We start from the raw sequence: 16,430 nt of genomic DNA on the forward strand, positions 1-16,430 counted from the left end.
GGAAATCTCCAAGGGATCCTACTATATAGGCACGCGAGTAGTTTTACCTACGCCGCCGCCTGTCCGCTCCCCTGCCCGGCTCCCGCGTCCCTCGGCGGGCGCAGGCCCAGCAGGTGGCAGATGGCGTAGACAAGGTCGGCGCGGTTGAGCGTGTAGAAATGGAACTCGGTGACGCCGCGATCAAGCAGGTCGAACACCTGTTCGGCCGCCACGGCCGCGGCGATGAGCTTGCGGGTCTCGGGATCGTTGTCCAGCCCCTCGAAGCGCCCCGCCAGCCAGGACGGCATGTAGGTGCCGGTCTTGGTGGCGAAGTTCACCGCCTGCTTGAAGTTCGTCACCGGCAGGATGCCGGGCACGACCGGCACATCGATGCCGCGCGCGCGGACCTTGTCGAGATAGCTGAAATACAGGTCGTTATCGAAGAAGCACTGGGTGATGGCCCGCGTGGCGCCCGCATCGACCTTTGCCGCGAGAATGTCGAGATCGGTCTCAAAGGATGGGCTTTCGGGGTGCTTTTCCGGATAAGCCGATACGGAGACTTCGAAATTCGCGATACGCCGCACGCCGGCGACGAGATCCGCCGAGGTGGTGTAGCCCTCCGGATGCGGCTCATAGGCCTGCCCGACACCGCCGGGCGGATCCCCCCGCAGGGCCACGACATGGCGCACGCCCGCTTCCCAGTAGCCGCGCACGACCTCGTCGACCTCGTCCTTCGAGGCGGAGACGCAGGTGAGATGGGCGGCCGGGGCCAGACGCGTCTCACTGACGATGCGCTCCACCGTGGCGTGGGTGCGCTCGCGGGTGGAGCCGCCCGCGCCATAGGTCACGGAGACGAATTTCGGTGCCAGCGGCGCGAGGCGGGTGATGGAATTCCACAGCGTGGACTCCATCTCCGGCGACTTCGGCGGAAAGAACTCGAACGAAACCGAAATCGGCCGACCGCCGGCGCGGCGGCTGCGGCGCTCGATATCCGACGACATCAGGCGACCTCCCTATTGTGTTGGTTGGTGGCCAGCGCGGCGCGTGCATCGCGGGCGAGCCAAAGAGAAACGGTAAGTTTTCCATCAGCTTGCGGGGCAAGCGAGCGGTGCGACTGGAGAACAAGACCCGCCTGCGCGAGCCAGTTCTCCATGATTTCCGGCGCGAAGCCGAGACGGCGATGGGCGTGCTGGTCGCGCAGGAATTCAAGCTCGTGGGGATCGAAATCCACCACCAGCAGGCACCCGCCCGGCCGCAGCACCCGCGCCGCCTCCTTCAGCGCCCGCGGGGCGTCCTCAAGAAAGTGCAGCACCTGATGAACGACGACGACGTCGAAGGAATCGCGCGGCAGGGCGAGGTTGTAGATATCCCCCTGGCGCACCGTGGCGTTGCGCACGCCGGCGCGCTCCAGATTGGCGCGGGCGACGCTCAGCATGTCCGCCGACAGATCGATGCCGACCCCGCGCTCAATGACCGGCGCGAACAGCTCCAGAACCCGGCCCGTGCCGGTTCCCAGATCCAGAAGCGACGATATTTCAACGCCTTGAAGAGATTCTTGAATCGCGCGCTCGACCTCCTCCTCGGGGGCGTGCAGGCGGCGAATCGCGTCCCACTCATGGGCATGAGCGCGGAAATAGGCCTGTGCGTGGGCGGCGCGGGCGGTGCGCACCGCCTCCAGCCGCTCATGATCGCGCAGCAGGATGTCGTCATCCGGCGCCATCAACCCCAGCAGGGCCTCGGCGAGCGGGGCGCCCGGCGCATCGACCGCGCGGCGGTAGAACACCCAGCTCGCCTCACGGAACCGCTCGACCAGCCCGGCCTCGGCCAAGAGCTTGAGATGACGCGAGATTCGGGGCTGCGACTGGCCCAGGATTTCGGTAAGCTCGGACACGGTCAGCTCGCCTTCGCCCAGCAGGGCGAGCAGGCGCAGGCGCGTGTCCTCGCCGGCCGCCTTGAGGCCGTCGAGCAGGCGCGCGAAACTGAGTGAGGTGGGCGACATCCGGCTTCCCGTTTAGATATAAAGATATCTTTATGTCTATTTTCGCCGCCACGCAAGGCGTGTTGTCCCCCGTGGTCGATGAGGCGCGTGGGGCGGACGATGAGGACGACGAGGACGAGAATGGACGATCAGAGCGACACGACCAAGGAGCCGGACCCCGATTCGGACTCCGACGGCGGCGCGGTGGCGCCTTCCGACTTCGGCATTCGCCCCGGCGAACGCGTCCATCCCCTGCCGGCCGTCACCGATGCCGGACTGCATTTCATCGGCCGGCTGCGCACCCCGTGGACCGAGCGCGCGGGCTGCCCGAAGAACGGGCGCGAGAGCGAGGCGGTGTGCACGGTGGAACTCGACCCCGCCTTTGTGCCCGCGCTCGACGGACTGGAGGGGACCACGCATCTGTGGCTGCTGTACTGGATGGACCGCGCCCCGCGCGAGCTTCTGGTTCAGGTGCCCCGCCAGTACGGCAAGGGGCGCGGCACTTTCGCCCTGCGCAGCCCGGCACGGCCCAACCCCATCGCCATGAGCGCGGTGCGGCTGCTCGGCATCGAAGGGAACCTTCTGACGGTCATCGGACTTGATTGCCTCGATGGCACGCCGCTTCTCGATATCAAACCCTACTTCGCCTCGACGGACTGCCATCCGGAGGCAGTGGTGGGATGGCACCGCGAACGTCGTGAATATTTCGTTAAGTGAACTGTGGCATACATGCATCGGGTATGCACTGGGTGCATATCGCACCCGTTGGATACCCGATCCGGTCGTAGTCTGGTCTTGAACCTGCCTTGATCCTGCGTCATCTCCTCATGGAAACGCTCAACGCTAACAGTTCCTGCTGCAAGTAAGGCATGATGATGGTCGTTCGCCCTGGTCTCGTCTCCGCTGTCGCGCTTACCGTGCTTTCGTCGGTCAGCGTCGCCAGCGCCCAATATTACCCGACGGAGCAGGCGCAGCCGGGCTATGACGCCTCCGGCGCCGCCGCTCCGCCTGAAAACGTGCAGGTGCCGGCCGCCATCGATCCCTATGGCGCCGCGGCCACCGGCCAGCCCGCGCAGCAGGGCTATGCCGAGCCGTCCTATGGCCAGTCGCCCACGACGGTCGCCAACGCACCTGTCGCCAACGCGCCTTATTCCAATCCGGCGAGCCAGCCGGCCGGCTATCCGCCCGGCGCCTATTCCGGCCAGCCGCCGGCGGGGATGCTCTCGCCTTATGGCTCGACGCTTTCCGTGCGCACCGATGCGCCGGCGCAGGCCACCTACGTGCCGCCCGCCACCACCGGCAGCGTGCCGCGCGCGGACCTGAACAACAGCTACGGCACCAACGGGTCCAGCGTCGCGATGCTGCCTCCCGAGGACCAGCCCGAGGAAGGCCCGGCGAAGGAGCTGCCCGCTTACCTGAAGCGGCAGGTGGTGGACTACGTGACCACCCAGCCCCCCGGCACCATCGTCATCGATACGCCGAACACGTTCCTTTACTACGTGCTGCCCGGCGGCAAGGCCGAGCGCTACGGCATCGGCGTCGGCCGCGAGGGCTTCACCTGGTCGGGCACCGAGAAGGTCAGCCGCAAGGCGGAATGGGCCGACTGGCGCCCGCCGGCGGAAATGATCGAGCGCCAGCCCTACCTGCCGCGCTTCATGGCCGGCGGACCGGGCAACCCGCTCGGCGCGCGCACCATGTATCTGGGCTCCACGGTCTACCGCATCCACGGCACCAACCAGCCATCGACCATCGGCCAGTTCATGTCCTCGGGCTGCATCCGCATGCTCAATGAGGATGTGGAAGACCTGTATGATCGCGTGAAGGTCGGCACCAAGGTCGTCGTCATGCCGGGCAATCCGCCGGAGAAGCCCGCCGAAGAGGCCGAGGCGACCCCCGCGAGCACCACGGTGAGCGCGGCCCCGGGCTTCGCCGTCCAGTGAGCCTTCAGCGCGTCCACGGCCTCTGAGGCGGGACGCGCAGCGCGACATCCGTGCCGGCGGCGATCTCGCCGGCACGCTCCACCCAGGCGACCAGTCCGCGCCGCCCCGCGGCCGCTTTGACGAATGCCGTGTCAAAGTCAGTGCCGCCAGAGACCGCCCTCGCCACCGCCGCACCGGCCTGACGACAGGGCGCATTCTCCCCTTCCACGACCAGTGCCGCCCCGCCCGGAAAATGCAGCCGCGTTCCCGGTGGCAGCTGCGTGAGACGTGGCACGCCCTCGATCACAAGATTGGCGCCGATCCATTCCGGACGGAGCACGGCAATCTGAAGCCGCCGCGCGATCTCGGCCAGCTCATCGGGCGCGACCAGCGAGAGCTGGCGGCAATTGCGGATCTGCACGCCCCGCGGGTACCACGGCACGCGCGAATCGGCCGGCCGCGCGTAACCGGCGTGGCGATCGCCGCTCACCCCTTCCAGCGTAACCGCCAGGGCGGGCACCTCACGGGTCATGAAGCTCTCGCCATCGGCAATGAGCGTGCGCGCCAGACGGGCGGAAAAGCGCTGCGCGGGCACGGGTACCGGCGCGCCGAACAGGTCGAGTGTGGCGGACATGGGCGGCTTTCCTCAAATGATCCTTTACCCTTAGGGCAAATCCGAGTGCGCGCGCATGATGGCGGCGCTAAGATACCGCGTCTCCATCAGCCCCACCCGGAACCCCCTGAGTGGGTAGAGCGTTGTGCTCTACCGGCGTGGCGCCAGTCAGATCGAGGTCGACACCGATGTCCACTCCCAGTGATTCCCTGTCCCAGACCCCGGGCGGCGCCTTTGCCGGCCACCTGAAGGAAGTGCGTGCCAAATGGGGGTGGTTCGTCGCCCTCGGCATCATCATGATGCTCGCCGGATTCATCGCGCTCGGCAGCGCCTACACGCTCGCCTTCGGAACGCTGTTCTCGGTTTATTATATCGGCGCGATGATGGTGGTGGGCGGCATCGCCCAGATTTTCCACGCCTTCGCGGTGAAGGGCTGGGGCGGCTTCTTCTTCTGGCTGCTCGACGGCATTCTCTATCTCGCCGCCGGCGTGATCGCTTTCCTCCACCCGATGATGGCCGCGGCCATACTGACGCTGCTGCTCGGCATCTCGCTGATCGTGGGCGGCATCTTCCGCCTCATCGCCTCGTTCCAGATGCGCCCGGCCACCGGCTGGGGCTGGCTGCTGTTCTCGGCCATCATCGCGATCATTCTCGGCATCGAGATCACCGTGCAATGGCCGATCAATTCCATGTGGATTCTCGGCCTTTTCCTCGGCGTGGATCTTCTTTTCAACGGATTCACCGTGCTGATGCTGGGGTTGGGCCTGAAGAAATGAGCGAGATTCCGTGAGGCAGGGCATCGGCAGACTTTCGATCCCTCTTGAGAAGCCGGCCGAAGCCTCCCCGGGAGCGCTGAGGCCGGCAGGCTCGACAGGCGATGCCCCCTCGCCCGCCGGGGCGAGCGGACGGGACCTGCGCCTCGATCTGTTCCGCGGCCTGGCGCTGTGGTTCATCTTCCTCAACCACATCCCCAACAATGTGGTGAACTGGATCACCAACCGGAATTTCGGCTTCTCCGACGCCACCGAGATCTTCGTCTTCATCTCCGGCTACACCGCCGCCATGGTCTATGGCCGCGAACTGGACCGTTCCGGGGTCATGGTGACCTCGGCGCGGATCCTGCGGCGGGCGTGGCAGCTCTACGTCGCCTTCATCTTCCTGTTCGTGATCTACCTTGCCGAGATTTCCTACGTCGTGGGCAGCGTGTCCAACCCGCTCTACGCCGAGGAGATGGGCGCGCTGCAGTTCCTGGCCGAGCCCAATGTCGCGCTGGTCGAGGCGCTGCTGCTGAAGTTCCGCCCCGCGAACATGGACGTGCTGCCGCTCTACATCGTGCTGCTGGGCTCCTTCCCCCCGATCCTGTGGGCGCTGAAGCGCAAGGCGGACCTGACGCTCTTCGCCTCGTTCCTGCTCTGGCTGGCGACGACGCACTGGGGCTTCAACCTGCCGGCCTATCCCGACGACCGGATGTGGTTCTTCAACCCCTTCGCCTGGCAGTTCCTGTTCACCTTCGGCGGCTGGTGCGGGCTGGGCGGCAGCGACCGGCTGGGCTTCCTGGTGCAGTCGCGCGCTGTCGTGGCGGCGGCGGTCGCCTATCTGCTGGTGTCGCTGCTGGTGGTGGTGAGCTGGTGGTGGCACCCGCTCGAAGGGCTGGTGCCGGAGGCGGTGGGGGCGATCATCTACCCGATCAGCAAGACCGACCTGTCGCCGCTGCGCCTGCTGCATTTCCTGGCGCTGGCGGTGGTGGTGGTGCGGCTGATCCCGGTGGACCTGCCGGCGCTGCGCTCGGCCTGGCTGCGGCCGATGATCATGTGCGGGCAGCATTCGCTGGAGGTGTTCTGCTTCGGCGTGTTCCTGTCCTTCGCTGCCCATTTCGTGCTCAATGAGCTCACCGGGACACTGCCGATGCAATTCGCGCTGAGCGGGCTCGGGATCGTCCTAATGATATCTCTCTCCGCGCTGCTGTCGTGGTATGGTCGGGTCGAGCGCGAGATTGCCGCGCGTAAATATCGCTGATCGACGCGGTTCGCTGTGAAACGCTGGATACTGGGTGCTGTTCTCGCCTCGACCTGGGCCCTGACGGGCGGCTCGCTCGCGCAGGCCGCCAAGGAGCCGGTGTGCGCCGCGCCCTCGGCGCTGACCCAGGCGCGCTACGCGCTGCCGCGCCTCGCCAAATCGCTCCGTACCAAGACGCCGACCACCATCCTCGTGCTCAACAGCGCGAAGGGAAGCAAGCCGGGTTCGGGCAAGGACGCGATCGCGCGCAGCTTTCCCAGCTTCATCGAGGAAACGCTGCGCGAGCGCTATCCCGATGGCGGGATCGTGCTCACCACGCGCAGCCAGCCGCGCGCCACCGCGCAGGCGATACTCGCCGTCCTGCCCAAGCTGCTGGCCCAGACCCGCCCCGCGCTGATGATCTGGCAGACCGGCACCTATGACGCCATTCTCGGCGCGGACACCTCCGCCTTCTCCGATGCGGTGGACGCTGGCGTCGATCTCGCCCATGCGGCGGGAACCGACGTGCTGGTGGTCAGCCCGCAATATTCCCCGCGCACCGCCTTCGCCTTCGACGTCGCGCCCTACACAAGCGCCCTGCACTGGGCGGCGCGCGCGGCCCAGGTGCCGTTCTTCGACCGCTACGACATGATGCGCTTCTGGGACCAGGAAGGCATCTTCGACTTCGACGCCACGCCCCCCTCACCTTCGCTGTTCGAGGATGTCCATCGCTGCATCGGCCGGCTCATGGTCGGCATGATCGTGGATGGCGTCGAAATGCGAACGCTCGGTTCACGCTGAGGCTCCCCGGACACTCCATGCGCCCTCCTCGACGCTTCGCAATGAACACCGTGGGGCTCTGCGCCCTGCTCGCCCTTCTGCTGCTCGCGAGCCCGCCCGCGCGCGCCGCCGACGACATGCCCATCGCCTGCCCGCAGACCAAGGCGACGCAGTCGAAGCTGATCCGTCCGCTCGCCCGCACCGCCGCCCGGCTGCGCGCGGGCCAGCCGGTGGTGATCGTCGCCATCGGCTCGTCCTCCACCGCTGGCGCGGGCGCCTCCAAGGCGGAAGCGAACTACCCGAACCGGCTGCAGGCCCTGCTGCGCGCGCGCTTTCCCCACGCCGACATCACCGTGGTCAATCGCGGCGTCAACGGGCAGGACGCGCCGGAGATGCTGAAGCGCTTCGACACCGACGTCGCGGCGCTGAAGCCGACGCTGGTGCTGTGGCAGGCGGGGGTGAACGCGCTGTTCCGCGAGAACGGGCTGGCGCGGGCGGGAGACCTGCTCCATGAGGCGATCGCGCGGGTGCGCGCCATCGACGCCGACATCGTGCTGATTGACCCGCAATACGCCCCGCGCGTGCTGGGCGATGCCGACAGCGGACCGATGGTGAAGCTGATGGACGACATCGCCCGCGAGGACGGGGTGGACGTCTATCACCGCTTCGCGCTCATGCGGGACTGGCACGAGAGCGCGGGGCTGCCGTTCGAATCGTTCCTGTGGAAGGACAAGTTCCACATGAACGACTGGAGCTACGACTGCTTCTCGCGCGATCTGGGCCGCGCGGTGACGGCCAATATCGATTCCCAGCAGCGCTCCGCGGATGTGTCGCCCGGCGTTTCGATGCCGGTCACGCTATCCCAGCCCGCCGCGCCGGACCGGCTGCTCGGGGCCATGGTCCAGCCCTGAGATTCAACGCCGGGGGCGTCCGACGCGCCTCACCCGGCCTTACGCGATCACCAGCGCCAGCGCGAAGCCGTCATAGCCCTTCTCGCCCACGGTCTGCAGGGCGGTGGCGTCGACGCGGGGCTCGCGGGCGAGCCATTCATAGGTCGCGCGCACGCCCTTCACCCGCGGGTCGGCGTTCGCCCCATCGATGACCGCGCCCTCGCGCACCACATTGTCGGCGACGATGACCGTGCCGACGCGTGACAGGCGCAGCGCCGCTTCCAGATAGGCCACATTGCTGGGCTTGTCGGCGTCGATGAAGACGAAGTCGAACGGGTCGGCGCCTTCCGCCTCCAGCGCCGCGAGGCTGTCGCGCGCGGGACCGACGCGCAGGTCGACGCGGTCGGAGAAGCCCGCCGCCGCGATGTTCGCCCGCGCCACTTCGGCGTGGTGCGGCTCGTATTCCAGCGTGACGAGGCGGCCATCCGCCGGCAGCGCCTTCGCCAGCCAGAGCGTGGAATAGCCGCCGAGCGTGCCGACCTCCAGAATGTGCCGCGCGCCCATCATGCGGGCGAGCAGCATCAAAAGCTTGCCCTGATTGGGCGCGACATGGACTGCCGGCAGGCCGGCGGCCTCGCTGGCCGCCAGCGCGCCATCGAGCGCGGGATCGGGCGGCACCAGATGTCCGCCGACATAGGCGTCGACCGCCTCCCACAGGGCGGGACCGAACGATGTCATGCTTCTTCCTCGGCTATTCGTCGCCCTTGCCGGAAAACGCCCCGCCAAAGCGCTTGATGACGGCTTCGCGCGCGGCGATGACGCGGCGCTGATAGTCTTCCGCCATCGGCTCGGTCAGCACGCTCTCCAGCCCCGCCAGCAGGGCCCAGAGCGCGGGAACCTCGGATTCGTCCTCGACGAATTCGACCAGGGTCTCGCCGTCGGCGTCATCGACGTGGCGAGAGAGGAACTCAAACAGAACGACCGCCACCGACCGGTCGATCACGAGGGTGATTTCGTCGTTTGCCACCGCAGCCATGTGCGTTCCCCGTCAACGTGCCATTTCTCCATCCTATCGAACCATGTCGGTTTGAACACAAGCGTGCTGATGATCTTCCCCACCGCGCCCACGGGGGGTTGCTTTCGCGCGGGCGGCGTGTTGTCGCTCACCAGCAAGCAAGGGAGACGTGACATGCCGGCTGCGGATGAACTGAAGACCGTGCGGGATTTCGTGCGCTATGCGGTCAGCCGCTTCAACGCCGCCGATCTCGCCTTCGGCCATGGAACCTCCACCGCGCTCGACGAAGCCGCCTTCATCGTGCTGGATTGCCTGCACCTGCCGGTGGACGACCTGACCCCCTGGCTCGACGCGCGGCTGACCAGCGAGGAGCGCACGCGGCTCGCCGACATCATCGAGCGCCGCTGCGACAGCCGGGAGCCGGCGGCCTATCTGCTGGGGCGCACCTATATTCACGGCATCATGTTCAAGAGCGACCGGCGCGCCATCGTGCCGCGTTCCTTCATCGGCGAACTGATGGCGGGCGATCTGTTCAGCGGCGCCGGCTTCTCGCTGATCGAGGATCCTGATTCGGTGGGCCGGGCGCTCGACCTGTGCACCGGCTCGGGGTGCCTCGCCATTCTGGCCGCCATGGTGTTTCCCGGCGCGCAGGTGGATGCCGTCGACATCTCGCCCGAGGCGCTGTCGCTGGCGGCGGAGAATGTGGCCCTGCACGACATGGGCGAGCGGGTGAGCCTGATCGAGGGCGACCTGTTCGACAAGCTGACCGGGCGGCTCTACGACCTCATCATCACCAACCCGCCCTATGTCGATGCCGCCACCATGGCCGACCTGCCGGCCGAATACCGCCACGAGCCGACGCTGGCCTTCGCCGGCGGCCCGGACGGGCTCGACATCGTGCGCCGCATCCTCGCCGAGGCGCCTTCGCACCTGACCGCGCGCGGCGGCATCGTCTGCGAGATCGGGACCGGCAAGGAAATCCTGGAGGCCGAATATCCCCATCTGCCCTTCCTCTGGCTCGACACCGAGGAGAGCGAGGGCGAGGTGTTCTGGCTCTCGGCGCGCGATCTGGGCGTGGGCAAGGATCTGCGGATCATCAGCCGCATGCCGCGCTGAGCTGCGCCGATGGACGGGGATAAACCGGTCCCCGTCGAAATGACGCCACGGACGGCTGATGACCTCGCCCGGCCCGCAACCTGCGCGAGATTCCCGATGCGTCACGTTTCTGCTGCCCGTATCACCGCCCTTTCGGCATTGGCCCTGATGGCCTGCTCCCCGCTCTCCACCTCGGCCGGGGCGGGCACGCTGTGCACGGCCCTGGCCGACGCTTCGACCGGCAAGGTGCTGATGCAGGAGGGGCCGGATTGCGCCGGGCGGGTGACGCCGGCCTCGACCTTCAAGATCGCCATCGCGCTGATGGGCTATGATTCCGGCATCCTCACCGATGCGCACCATCCCAGCTGGCCGTTCAAGCCCGGCTATGCCGACTGGCGTGAACAGTGGAAGCAGAACACCGACCCGACCTACTGGCTGAAGGAATCGGTGGTCTGGTACTCGCAGGAGATCACCACCAAGCTCGGCATGGAGCGCTTCCGCCGCTATGTGACCGGCTTCGGCTACGGCAATGAGGACGTGTCCGGCGAGAAGGGCGAGAATAACGGGCTGACCCATGCCTGGCTCAGCTCCTCGCTCGCGATCTCGCCGCTGGAACAGGTCGGCTTCCTTTCGCGCATGCTGCGCGGCGAGCTGCCCGTATCAAAGGAAGCGGTGGCGATGACCGGCGCGATCAGCCGTTTCCCCGACACGCCGAATGGCTGGCAGGTGCACGGCAAGACCGGCATGGGCTTCGCGCGCGACAAGGCCGGCAAGCCGGTGCGCGGCAAGCCCTATGGCTGGTTCGTCGGCTGGGCGACAAAGGACGGGCGCAGCGTGACCTTCGCCCGGCTGGAGCGCGACCCGGCGCGGCAGGAAACCCCAACCAGCTTCCGCGCCCGCGACGCCATGCTGGCGGCGCTGCCGGGCCTGCTCGACACGGTGGAATGAGGCGCGCGGCGCGGCATTTCACCCGCGCTTCATGTGCTCCAGCACCTGCGCATCCGGCCAGCAGTCGAGCTTGAGGCCGTTGGCCTTCTGGTAGGCGCCGAGGGCCGAGCGGGTCTTCATGCCGGCCTTGCCGTCCACCTTGTCGGTGTAGAGCCCCTTGGCCGCCAGCTTCTTCTGCATGAATTCGAGGTCGCGGGTCTTCACCAGCGTGATGTCCTGCCAGTCATGGGCGAAGGGGCGGTCATCCTCGATGCGGTCGGCAAGATGGCCGACATAGAGCACGTAGAGGTCGGCGAAGTTGTAGCTCTTCAGCACGAAATAGTTCGCCGGGGTGAGGAAGGCCGGACCATAAGGCCCCGCCGGCATGATGATCGAGGCCTTGTCGCGCAGCGCCGAGGACGGGATGGTGCGCCCGTCCGCCACCTTCACCCCGCGCTTCAGCCACTCGCCGATCGGAGCGGCCGCATCGGGCTCGGCCAGCGTGCAGTCGAAGCCCGCCGGCAGGGTGACCTCATAGGCCCAGCGCTTGCCGGGCTGCCAGCCCTCCTCGCGCAGCAGGCTCGCGGTCGCGGCGAGCGCTTCGGGAACCGAGGTCCAGATGTTGGCGGTGCCGTCGCCATTGAGATCGACGCCGTATTTCAGGTAGCCGGTGGGCATGAACTGGGTGAGGCCCATGGCGCCGGCCCAGGAGCTTTTCATGTCGGCGCGGCGGACATGGCCCTGGTCGAGGATCTTCAGCGCGGCGAGGAACTCGGCGAAGAATACATCCTTGCGGCGGCCGACATAGGCCTGCGTCGCCACCACGCGCAGCGCGTCATAGTTGAGCTTGGCCGCGCCATAGGAGGTCTCGCGCGCCCAGATGGCGAGCAGCACCGGGCCGGGGACGCCGAAGCGCTTCTCCAGCGCCGCCAGATCGCCGCGATACTGCGCCGCCAGCTTGCGCCCGCGCGCCGCATAGGTGCCGATCGCCTTGTCGGAGAGATAGGCGGCGGGGGTCTGCACGAATTCAGCCTGCCGGCCCGGCGGCTTCGGCTTGCCCGGAATGGCGAGGTCGGGCAGCGAATAGTCCGGCTCCAGCCCCCTGGTCTCGCGCTCATAGGTGGCGTGGGAAATGCCCATGGCCTGCGCGGCCGGCCATTGCGCGGCGAGCCAGCGGTCGAAGCCGGCATCGGCAAGCGCCGGCGCACCGGAGGCGAGGAGAAGGCCGAAGCCCAGCACAAGGCGCCGCATGTTCATGTCACCGCAATAGCGCAAATGGCGGGTACTGTGAACCGCGGGCGGAGCGGATGACGCGGTGCCCTGCGTGCGCCGAGCCAATTGAACCCGGACGCGAACCCTGTCGCGAAATGTCATTGAAGGCGGACACGTTCGTTCATTGCGATCGCGAAGGCGTCGCATCTGGGTTGCCGCGTGTAAATGGTACTGATTTACTGCGAGAGAATTCGGTTCGATTGAAGTGACGTCTACGGCAGGGGGAGCCTCATCTGTCATGTTCAAGCGTCGGGATTTTCTGATCGCCAGCGCTGCCGGTGCGCTACTTCATCCGACAGCGGCGGCCCTGGCCCAGTCCGGCGCGGCAGGCGACACGCCGGCACCGGCCAGCGGGACGCAGGCAGGTGCCGGGGCGTGGGATGACGGGCTCGCCCACCCCATTCCCTATACGCCCCCGCTCGGCACCGGCAAGGAACGGGGCCTCGTGCTCGGGGGCGGCGGGGCCTATCTCGCCTCATGGATGGTCGGCTATTTCAAGTCGCTGCATAAGGCGGGCGTCGATCTCGCCACCGCCGACATCGTGGTGGGAACCTCGGCCGGCTCGTTCCTCGGCGCCGCGCTCACGGGCGGGCATATGTGGCGGTTCGGCAGCGAGCTGAGCTTCTTCGGCGAGTTCCCCTCGCTCTTCGCCAAACTCATCCCCACCATGGCACCCAATGAAAGCCAGCTGCGGGCGCGGCACCTCGCCACCACCGCCGTGGAGGCCGACCCGGCCACGATCCAGGGTATCGGGCGCGCGGCGATGGCGGCACGCAATGCCGCCGGACCGGACAGCTACCCCACCGCGGTGGAGCGGCTGATCGGCGAGACGGCATGGCCCTCGCCCGCGCTCTACACCACGGCGAATGACTGCTACACCGGCGAGCGTCTCATCGTCTCCCCGCTGTCGGGGATCGAGGTGAACCATGCCTGCGCGGCGAGTTCCTCGCTGCCGGGCTCGATGGGGCCGACATGGCTCGGCAACCGCCTGTGCATGGATGGCGGCATCTGCCAGACCAGCACCCATTGCGACGTGGTGGCCGGCGTGAAGAAGGCACTGGTGATCTCGCTGACCGATGGCAGCGCGGGCGCCGCGAAGGTCGGGCTGCGCACCTCCAGCCTTCCCAACACGCTCCAGCAGGAGGTGGCCGACCTCAAGGCTGGGGGAACCGACGTGGTGCTGAAGGTGGTCGGGCTGCTGCCCGGCGTCACCCATGTCGACAGCATCATGGACCCGAAGTGGATCGCGCCCTGCATCGCCAATGGCGAGGAACGCGGGCACGCCGATGCCGCCGAGATGAAGGCGTTCTGGAACTGAGCGAGGGGCGGGAACAGGCCCCTAGCGCACCGCCACGATGAACAGACGCGGGAAGCGCAGCAGAACCTTGCCGTCCACGCGCGGGGGATAGGCCTGCGCGATGCGGGCGGTGTAGTCGGCGAGGAAGGCCGCGCGCTCGGATTCGTCCAGCGGTGCGAGATAGGGCCGCAGCGCCGTCGAGGCGAACCAGTCGGCGATGGCCGGCGCCCCGGCGAGGGGATGATTGTAGTCGCAGTGCCAGATGTCGACGTGACGGGCATGGGGCCTGAGCAGGTCGTAATAGGCACCAACCGAAGGCAGCACGTCGCGCGCCGCGCCGGCGAGCTTTTCCGCCCACGGGCCAGCGACGGCGGTCTCGGCCATGAGCCGGTGCGAGGGCTCCTCGACATTGTCGGGCATCTGCACCGCCAGAACCCCGCCCTCCGGCAGCGCCCCGAGCAGGCGGGCCAGCACGGCCGGATGGTCCGGCACCCACTGGAACACGGCATTGCCGAAGATGAGATCGGTCCCGGCCGGCGGCTGCCAGGTCGCCACATCCGCCACCTCGAAGCGGGCGGTAGGCAGGCGCTCGCCCGCCTGCTTCACCATGGCGGGCGAGGAATCGATGCCGATGACTTCCGCGTCCGGCCAGCGCCGCGCGAGCAGCTCGGTGGAGTTTCCCGGCCCGCAGCCGACATCGACCACCCGGCGCGCCCGCGCCAGCGGAATTTGCGCCAGCAGATCACGCGGCGGCCGGGTGCGCTCATCCTCGAAGGTCAGGTAGAGGGCGGGGTTCCAGTCTTCGGTGGCGGTGCGCATGCGGAAGATGTCCTCGTGGCGCAGATGGCGAGGATGGCGCCAAAAGCGGGAGGCGCCGCGAGCGGTCGGCGAGCGGAGATCAGACAGCGGGGGCCTGAAACAGAATCGGCGCAGAGAAGCTCCGCGCCGATCTGAATATCACGATGCGAGGCACCTGATCGCGCCTGCGCTCAGCGCGCGCCTGGCCTCAGCGGATGAGCTTCTTGTGCTTCATGCGATGGGGGATGATGCTTTCCACGCCGAGGCGACGCTTCTTGTCTTCCTCGTAGTCGTGGAAGTTGCCCTCGAACCACTCGACATGGCTGTCGTCCTCATAGGCGAGGATGTGGGTCGCGATGCGGTCGAGGAAGAAGCGGTCATGCGAGATGATGACCGCACAGCCGGCGAAGTCTTCCAGTGCTTCTTCCAGCGCGCGCAGGGTCTCGACGTCGAGGTCGTTGGTCGGTTCGTCGAGCAGCAGCACGTTGGCGCCCTGCTGGAGGATGCGCGCGAGGTGGACGCGGTTGCGTTCACCGCCCGAAAGCATGCCGACCTTCTTCTGCTGGTCGCCGCCCTTGAAGTTGAAGGCGCCGCAATAGGCGCGCGAGTTGATTTCGCGCTTGCCCAGATACAGCACCTCGTGGCCGCCGGAGATTTCCTCCCAGACGGTCTTCTTGTCGTCCAGCGCGTCGCGGTTCTGGTCGACATAGCCGAGCTGCACGCTGTCACCGATGGTGATGGTGCCGGCATCGGGCTTCTCCAGCCCGGTGATCATGCGGAACAGCGTGGTCTTGCCGGCGCCGTTGGGGCCGATGACGCCGACAATGCCGCCCGGCGGCAGCTTGAAGGACAGGTTGTCGATCAGCAGCCGGTCGCCGAACGACTTGGTGAGGCCGTTGAACTCGATGACATTGTTGCCGAGGCGCTCGGACACCGGGATGACGATCTGCGCGGTGGTCGGAGCCTTCTCGGACGCCTTCTTCACCAGCTCGTCATAGCGCTGGATACGGGCCTTGTTCTTGGCCTGGCGGGCCTTGGGGGACGCGGCCATCCATTCCTGCTCGGATGCGAGCGCGCGCTGGCGGGCCTCGTCCTCGCGGTTCTCCTGCTGCATCCGCTTGGTCTTCTGGGTGAGCCAGGAGGAGTAGTTGCCCTCATAGGGGATGCCGCGGCCGCGATCGAGTTCGAGGATCCAGCCCGTCACATTGTCGAGGAAGTAGCGGTCATGGGTGACGATCAGGATCGCGCCCGGATAGGTGCGCAGATGGCCTTCCAGCCAGTTGGTGGTCTCGGCGTCGAGATGGTTGGTCGGTTCGTCGAGCAGCAGCAGCTCGGGCTGCGAGAGCAGCAGCTGGCACAGCGCGACCCGGCGGCGCTCACCGCCCGACAGCCGGGACACGTCCGAACCCTCTTCCGGGCAGCCCAGCGCGTCCATCGCCTGGTCGATCTTGCTGTCGAGGTCCCACAGGCCCTGACCTTCGATCTCGTCCTGGAGCGCGGTCATCTCGTCCGCGGTCTCGTCCGAGTAGTTCATGGCGAGTTCGTTGTAGCGGTCGAGGATCGCCTTCTGCCTGGCGACGCCGAGCATCACGTTCTCACGCACCGACAGGGCGGGATCGAGCTGGGGCTCCTGCGGCAGGTAGCCGACCCGCGCGCCTTCCGCGACCCAGGCCTCGCCGGAGAAATCGGTATCGAGGCCGGCCATGATCTTCAGCAGCGTCGATTTGCCCGAGCCGTTGGGGCCGAGAATACCGATCTTGGCCGAGGGGTAGAAAGACAGGTGCACGTTGTCGAGCACCTTCTTGCCGCCGGGATAGGCCTTGGTCATCCCGTGCATGTGGTAGACGTACTGATAGGAAGCCATTTCCAAAT

17 protein-coding genes are annotated in these 16,430 nt (G+C 67.2%); 9 read left to right on the forward strand and 8 right to left on the reverse strand.

The annotated features are described in order from the left end of the window. Positions 1 to 47: 47 nt before the first annotated feature. The gene (metF, locus tag G3A50_RS01775; protein ID WP_163073556.1) at positions 48 to 980 is read right to left on the reverse strand and encodes a methylenetetrahydrofolate reductase [NAD(P)H]; all 933 of its coding nucleotides are present in this window, start codon (positions 978 to 980) and stop codon (positions 48 to 50) included. Continuing rightward, on the reverse strand, positions 980 to 1,978 hold the full coding sequence (locus tag G3A50_RS01780) for an ArsR/SmtB family transcription factor (protein ID WP_163073558.1): 999 nt from the start codon (positions 1,976 to 1,978) through the stop codon (positions 980 to 982). The genes metF and G3A50_RS01780 overlap by 1 nt, the downstream gene beginning before the upstream one ends. A 120-nt stretch (positions 1,979 to 2,098) precedes the next feature. Between G3A50_RS01780 and tsaA the strand changes: the two genes are divergently transcribed. Together tsaA and G3A50_RS01790 are read left to right on the forward strand one after the other, a co-directional pair. Then, on the forward strand, positions 2,099 to 2,674 hold the full coding sequence (gene tsaA / locus G3A50_RS01785; protein ID WP_163073560.1) for a tRNA (N6-threonylcarbamoyladenosine(37)-N6)-methyltransferase TrmO: 576 nt from the start codon (positions 2,099 to 2,101) through the stop codon (positions 2,672 to 2,674). Between the two features lie 152 nt (positions 2,675 to 2,826). After that, the gene (locus tag G3A50_RS01790; RefSeq protein WP_425483435.1) at positions 2,827 to 3,897 is read left to right on the forward strand and encodes a L,D-transpeptidase; all 1,071 of its coding nucleotides are present in this window, start codon (positions 2,827 to 2,829) and stop codon (positions 3,895 to 3,897) included. Between the two features lie 4 nt (positions 3,898 to 3,901). On the opposite strand, the gene G3A50_RS01795 is transcribed toward G3A50_RS01790, so the two are convergent. Further along, the gene (locus G3A50_RS01795; RefSeq protein ID WP_163073562.1) at positions 3,902 to 4,510 is read right to left on the reverse strand and encodes an MOSC domain-containing protein; all 609 of its coding nucleotides are present in this window, start codon (positions 4,508 to 4,510) and stop codon (positions 3,902 to 3,904) included. Between the two features lie 167 nt (positions 4,511 to 4,677). On the opposite strand from G3A50_RS01795, the gene G3A50_RS01800 reads away from it, so the two are divergent. Genes G3A50_RS01800 through G3A50_RS01815 form a run of 4 tightly spaced genes read left to right on the forward strand, consistent with a single transcriptional unit; the run spans position 4,678 to position 8,175 of the window. Continuing rightward, on the forward strand, positions 4,678 to 5,265 hold the full coding sequence (locus tag G3A50_RS01800; protein WP_163073564.1) for an HdeD family acid-resistance protein: 588 nt from the start codon (positions 4,678 to 4,680) through the stop codon (positions 5,263 to 5,265). 10 nt (positions 5,266 to 5,275) lie between these two features. After that, entirely contained in the window at positions 5,276 to 6,505 is a 1,230-nt protein-coding gene (locus G3A50_RS01805) for an OpgC family protein (protein ID WP_246252023.1), read from the forward strand. A gap of 15 nt (positions 6,506 to 6,520) precedes the next feature. Then, positions 6,521 to 7,285 carry an SGNH/GDSL hydrolase family protein gene (locus G3A50_RS01810; protein ID WP_246252026.1) on the forward strand — a complete coding sequence of 255 codons (765 nt, stop codon included), beginning with the start codon at positions 6,521 to 6,523 and terminating at the stop codon, positions 7,283 to 7,285. Positions 7,286 to 7,302: 17 nt separating this feature from the next. Beyond that, positions 7,303 to 8,175 carry an SGNH/GDSL hydrolase family protein gene (locus G3A50_RS01815; RefSeq protein WP_246252029.1) on the forward strand — a complete coding sequence of 291 codons (873 nt, stop codon included), beginning with the start codon at positions 7,303 to 7,305 and terminating at the stop codon, positions 8,173 to 8,175. Positions 8,176 to 8,214: 39 nt separating this feature from the next. On the opposite strand, the gene G3A50_RS01820 is transcribed toward G3A50_RS01815, so the two are convergent. Both G3A50_RS01820 and G3A50_RS01825 read right to left on the reverse strand, forming a co-directional pair. Further along, positions 8,215 to 8,892 carry an O-methyltransferase gene (locus G3A50_RS01820; protein WP_163073565.1) on the reverse strand — a complete coding sequence of 226 codons (678 nt, stop codon included), beginning with the start codon at positions 8,890 to 8,892 and terminating at the stop codon, positions 8,215 to 8,217. A 13-nt stretch (positions 8,893 to 8,905) separates the two neighbouring features. After that, the gene (locus tag G3A50_RS01825) at positions 8,906 to 9,190 is read right to left on the reverse strand and encodes a hypothetical protein (RefSeq protein WP_163073567.1); all 285 of its coding nucleotides are present in this window, start codon (positions 9,188 to 9,190) and stop codon (positions 8,906 to 8,908) included. 153 nt (positions 9,191 to 9,343) lie between these two features. Between G3A50_RS01825 and prmB the strand changes: the two genes are divergently transcribed. Both prmB and blaOXA read left to right on the forward strand, forming a co-directional pair. Continuing rightward, entirely contained in the window at positions 9,344 to 10,285 is a 942-nt protein-coding gene (prmB, locus tag G3A50_RS01830) for a 50S ribosomal protein L3 N(5)-glutamine methyltransferase (RefSeq protein WP_163073569.1), read from the forward strand. Positions 10,286 to 10,432: 147 nt separating this feature from the next. Beyond that, complete coding sequence (gene blaOXA / locus G3A50_RS01835; RefSeq protein WP_425483490.1) at positions 10,433 to 11,212, forward strand: class D beta-lactamase; 780 nt, start codon at positions 10,433 to 10,435, stop codon at positions 11,210 to 11,212. 18 nt (positions 11,213 to 11,230) lie between these two features. Here blaOXA and G3A50_RS01840 read toward each other — a convergent pair whose 3' ends face one another. Then, positions 11,231 to 12,442, reverse strand: coding sequence for a lytic murein transglycosylase (locus G3A50_RS01840; RefSeq protein ID WP_425483436.1), 1,212 nt, complete (start codon positions 12,440 to 12,442; stop codon positions 11,231 to 11,233). A 259-nt stretch (positions 12,443 to 12,701) separates the two neighbouring features. Here G3A50_RS01840 and G3A50_RS01845 point away from each other — a divergent pair, with 259 nt between their 5' ends. Beyond that, the gene (locus G3A50_RS01845; protein WP_163073575.1) at positions 12,702 to 13,781 is read left to right on the forward strand and encodes a patatin-like phospholipase family protein; all 1,080 of its coding nucleotides are present in this window, start codon (positions 12,702 to 12,704) and stop codon (positions 13,779 to 13,781) included. Positions 13,782 to 13,802: 21 nt separating this feature from the next. Here the strand turns inward: G3A50_RS01845 and tam are convergent, their stop codons facing one another. Both tam and ettA read right to left on the reverse strand, forming a co-directional pair. Beyond that, the gene (tam, locus tag G3A50_RS01850) at positions 13,803 to 14,579 is read right to left on the reverse strand and encodes a trans-aconitate 2-methyltransferase (protein WP_163073577.1); all 777 of its coding nucleotides are present in this window, start codon (positions 14,577 to 14,579) and stop codon (positions 13,803 to 13,805) included. 187 nt (positions 14,580 to 14,766) lie between these two features. After that, on the reverse strand, positions 14,767 to 16,422 hold the full coding sequence (ettA, locus tag G3A50_RS01855; RefSeq protein WP_163073579.1) for an energy-dependent translational throttle protein EttA: 1,656 nt from the start codon (positions 16,420 to 16,422) through the stop codon (positions 14,767 to 14,769). Positions 16,423 to 16,430: the final 8 nt, after the last annotated feature.

The sequence above is a fragment of the Ancylobacter pratisalsi genome (assembly GCF_010669125.1).
Lineage (GTDB): Bacteria > Pseudomonadota > Alphaproteobacteria > Rhizobiales > Xanthobacteraceae > Ancylobacter > Ancylobacter pratisalsi.

Coding starts and splice junctions, on each gene's coding strand:
- metF (WP_163073556.1), bottom strand. CDS start 980: ATGTCGTCGGATATCGAGCGCCGCAGCCGCCGCGCCGGCGGTCGGCCG.
- G3A50_RS01780 (WP_163073558.1), bottom strand. CDS start 1,978: ATGTCGCCCACCTCACTCAGTTTCGCGCGCCTGCTCGACGGCCTCAAG.
- tsaA (WP_163073560.1), top strand. CDS start 2,099: ATGGACGATCAGAGCGACACGACCAAGGAGCCGGACCCCGATTCGGAC.
- G3A50_RS01790 (WP_425483435.1), top strand. CDS start 2,827: ATGATGATGGTCGTTCGCCCTGGTCTCGTCTCCGCTGTCGCGCTTACC.
- G3A50_RS01795 (WP_163073562.1), bottom strand. CDS start 4,510: ATGTCCGCCACACTCGACCTGTTCGGCGCGCCGGTACCCGTGCCCGCG.
- G3A50_RS01800 (WP_163073564.1), top strand. CDS start 4,678: ATGTCCACTCCCAGTGATTCCCTGTCCCAGACCCCGGGCGGCGCCTTT.
- G3A50_RS01815 (WP_246252029.1), top strand. CDS start 7,303: ATGCGCCCTCCTCGACGCTTCGCAATGAACACCGTGGGGCTCTGCGCC.
- G3A50_RS01820 (WP_163073565.1), bottom strand. CDS start 8,892: ATGACATCGTTCGGTCCCGCCCTGTGGGAGGCGGTCGACGCCTATGTC.
- G3A50_RS01825 (WP_163073567.1), bottom strand. CDS start 9,190: ATGGCTGCGGTGGCAAACGACGAAATCACCCTCGTGATCGACCGGTCG.
- prmB (WP_163073569.1), top strand. CDS start 9,344: ATGCCGGCTGCGGATGAACTGAAGACCGTGCGGGATTTCGTGCGCTAT.
- blaOXA (WP_425483490.1), top strand. CDS start 10,433: ATGGCCTGCTCCCCGCTCTCCACCTCGGCCGGGGCGGGCACGCTGTGC.
- G3A50_RS01840 (WP_425483436.1), bottom strand. CDS start 12,442: ATGCGGCGCCTTGTGCTGGGCTTCGGCCTTCTCCTCGCCTCCGGTGCG.
- G3A50_RS01845 (WP_163073575.1), top strand. CDS start 12,702: ATGTTCAAGCGTCGGGATTTTCTGATCGCCAGCGCTGCCGGTGCGCTA.
- tam (WP_163073577.1), bottom strand. CDS start 14,579: ATGCGCACCGCCACCGAAGACTGGAACCCCGCCCTCTACCTGACCTTC.
- ettA (WP_163073579.1), bottom strand. CDS start 16,422: ATGGCTTCCTATCAGTACGTCTACCACATGCACGGGATGACCAAGGCC.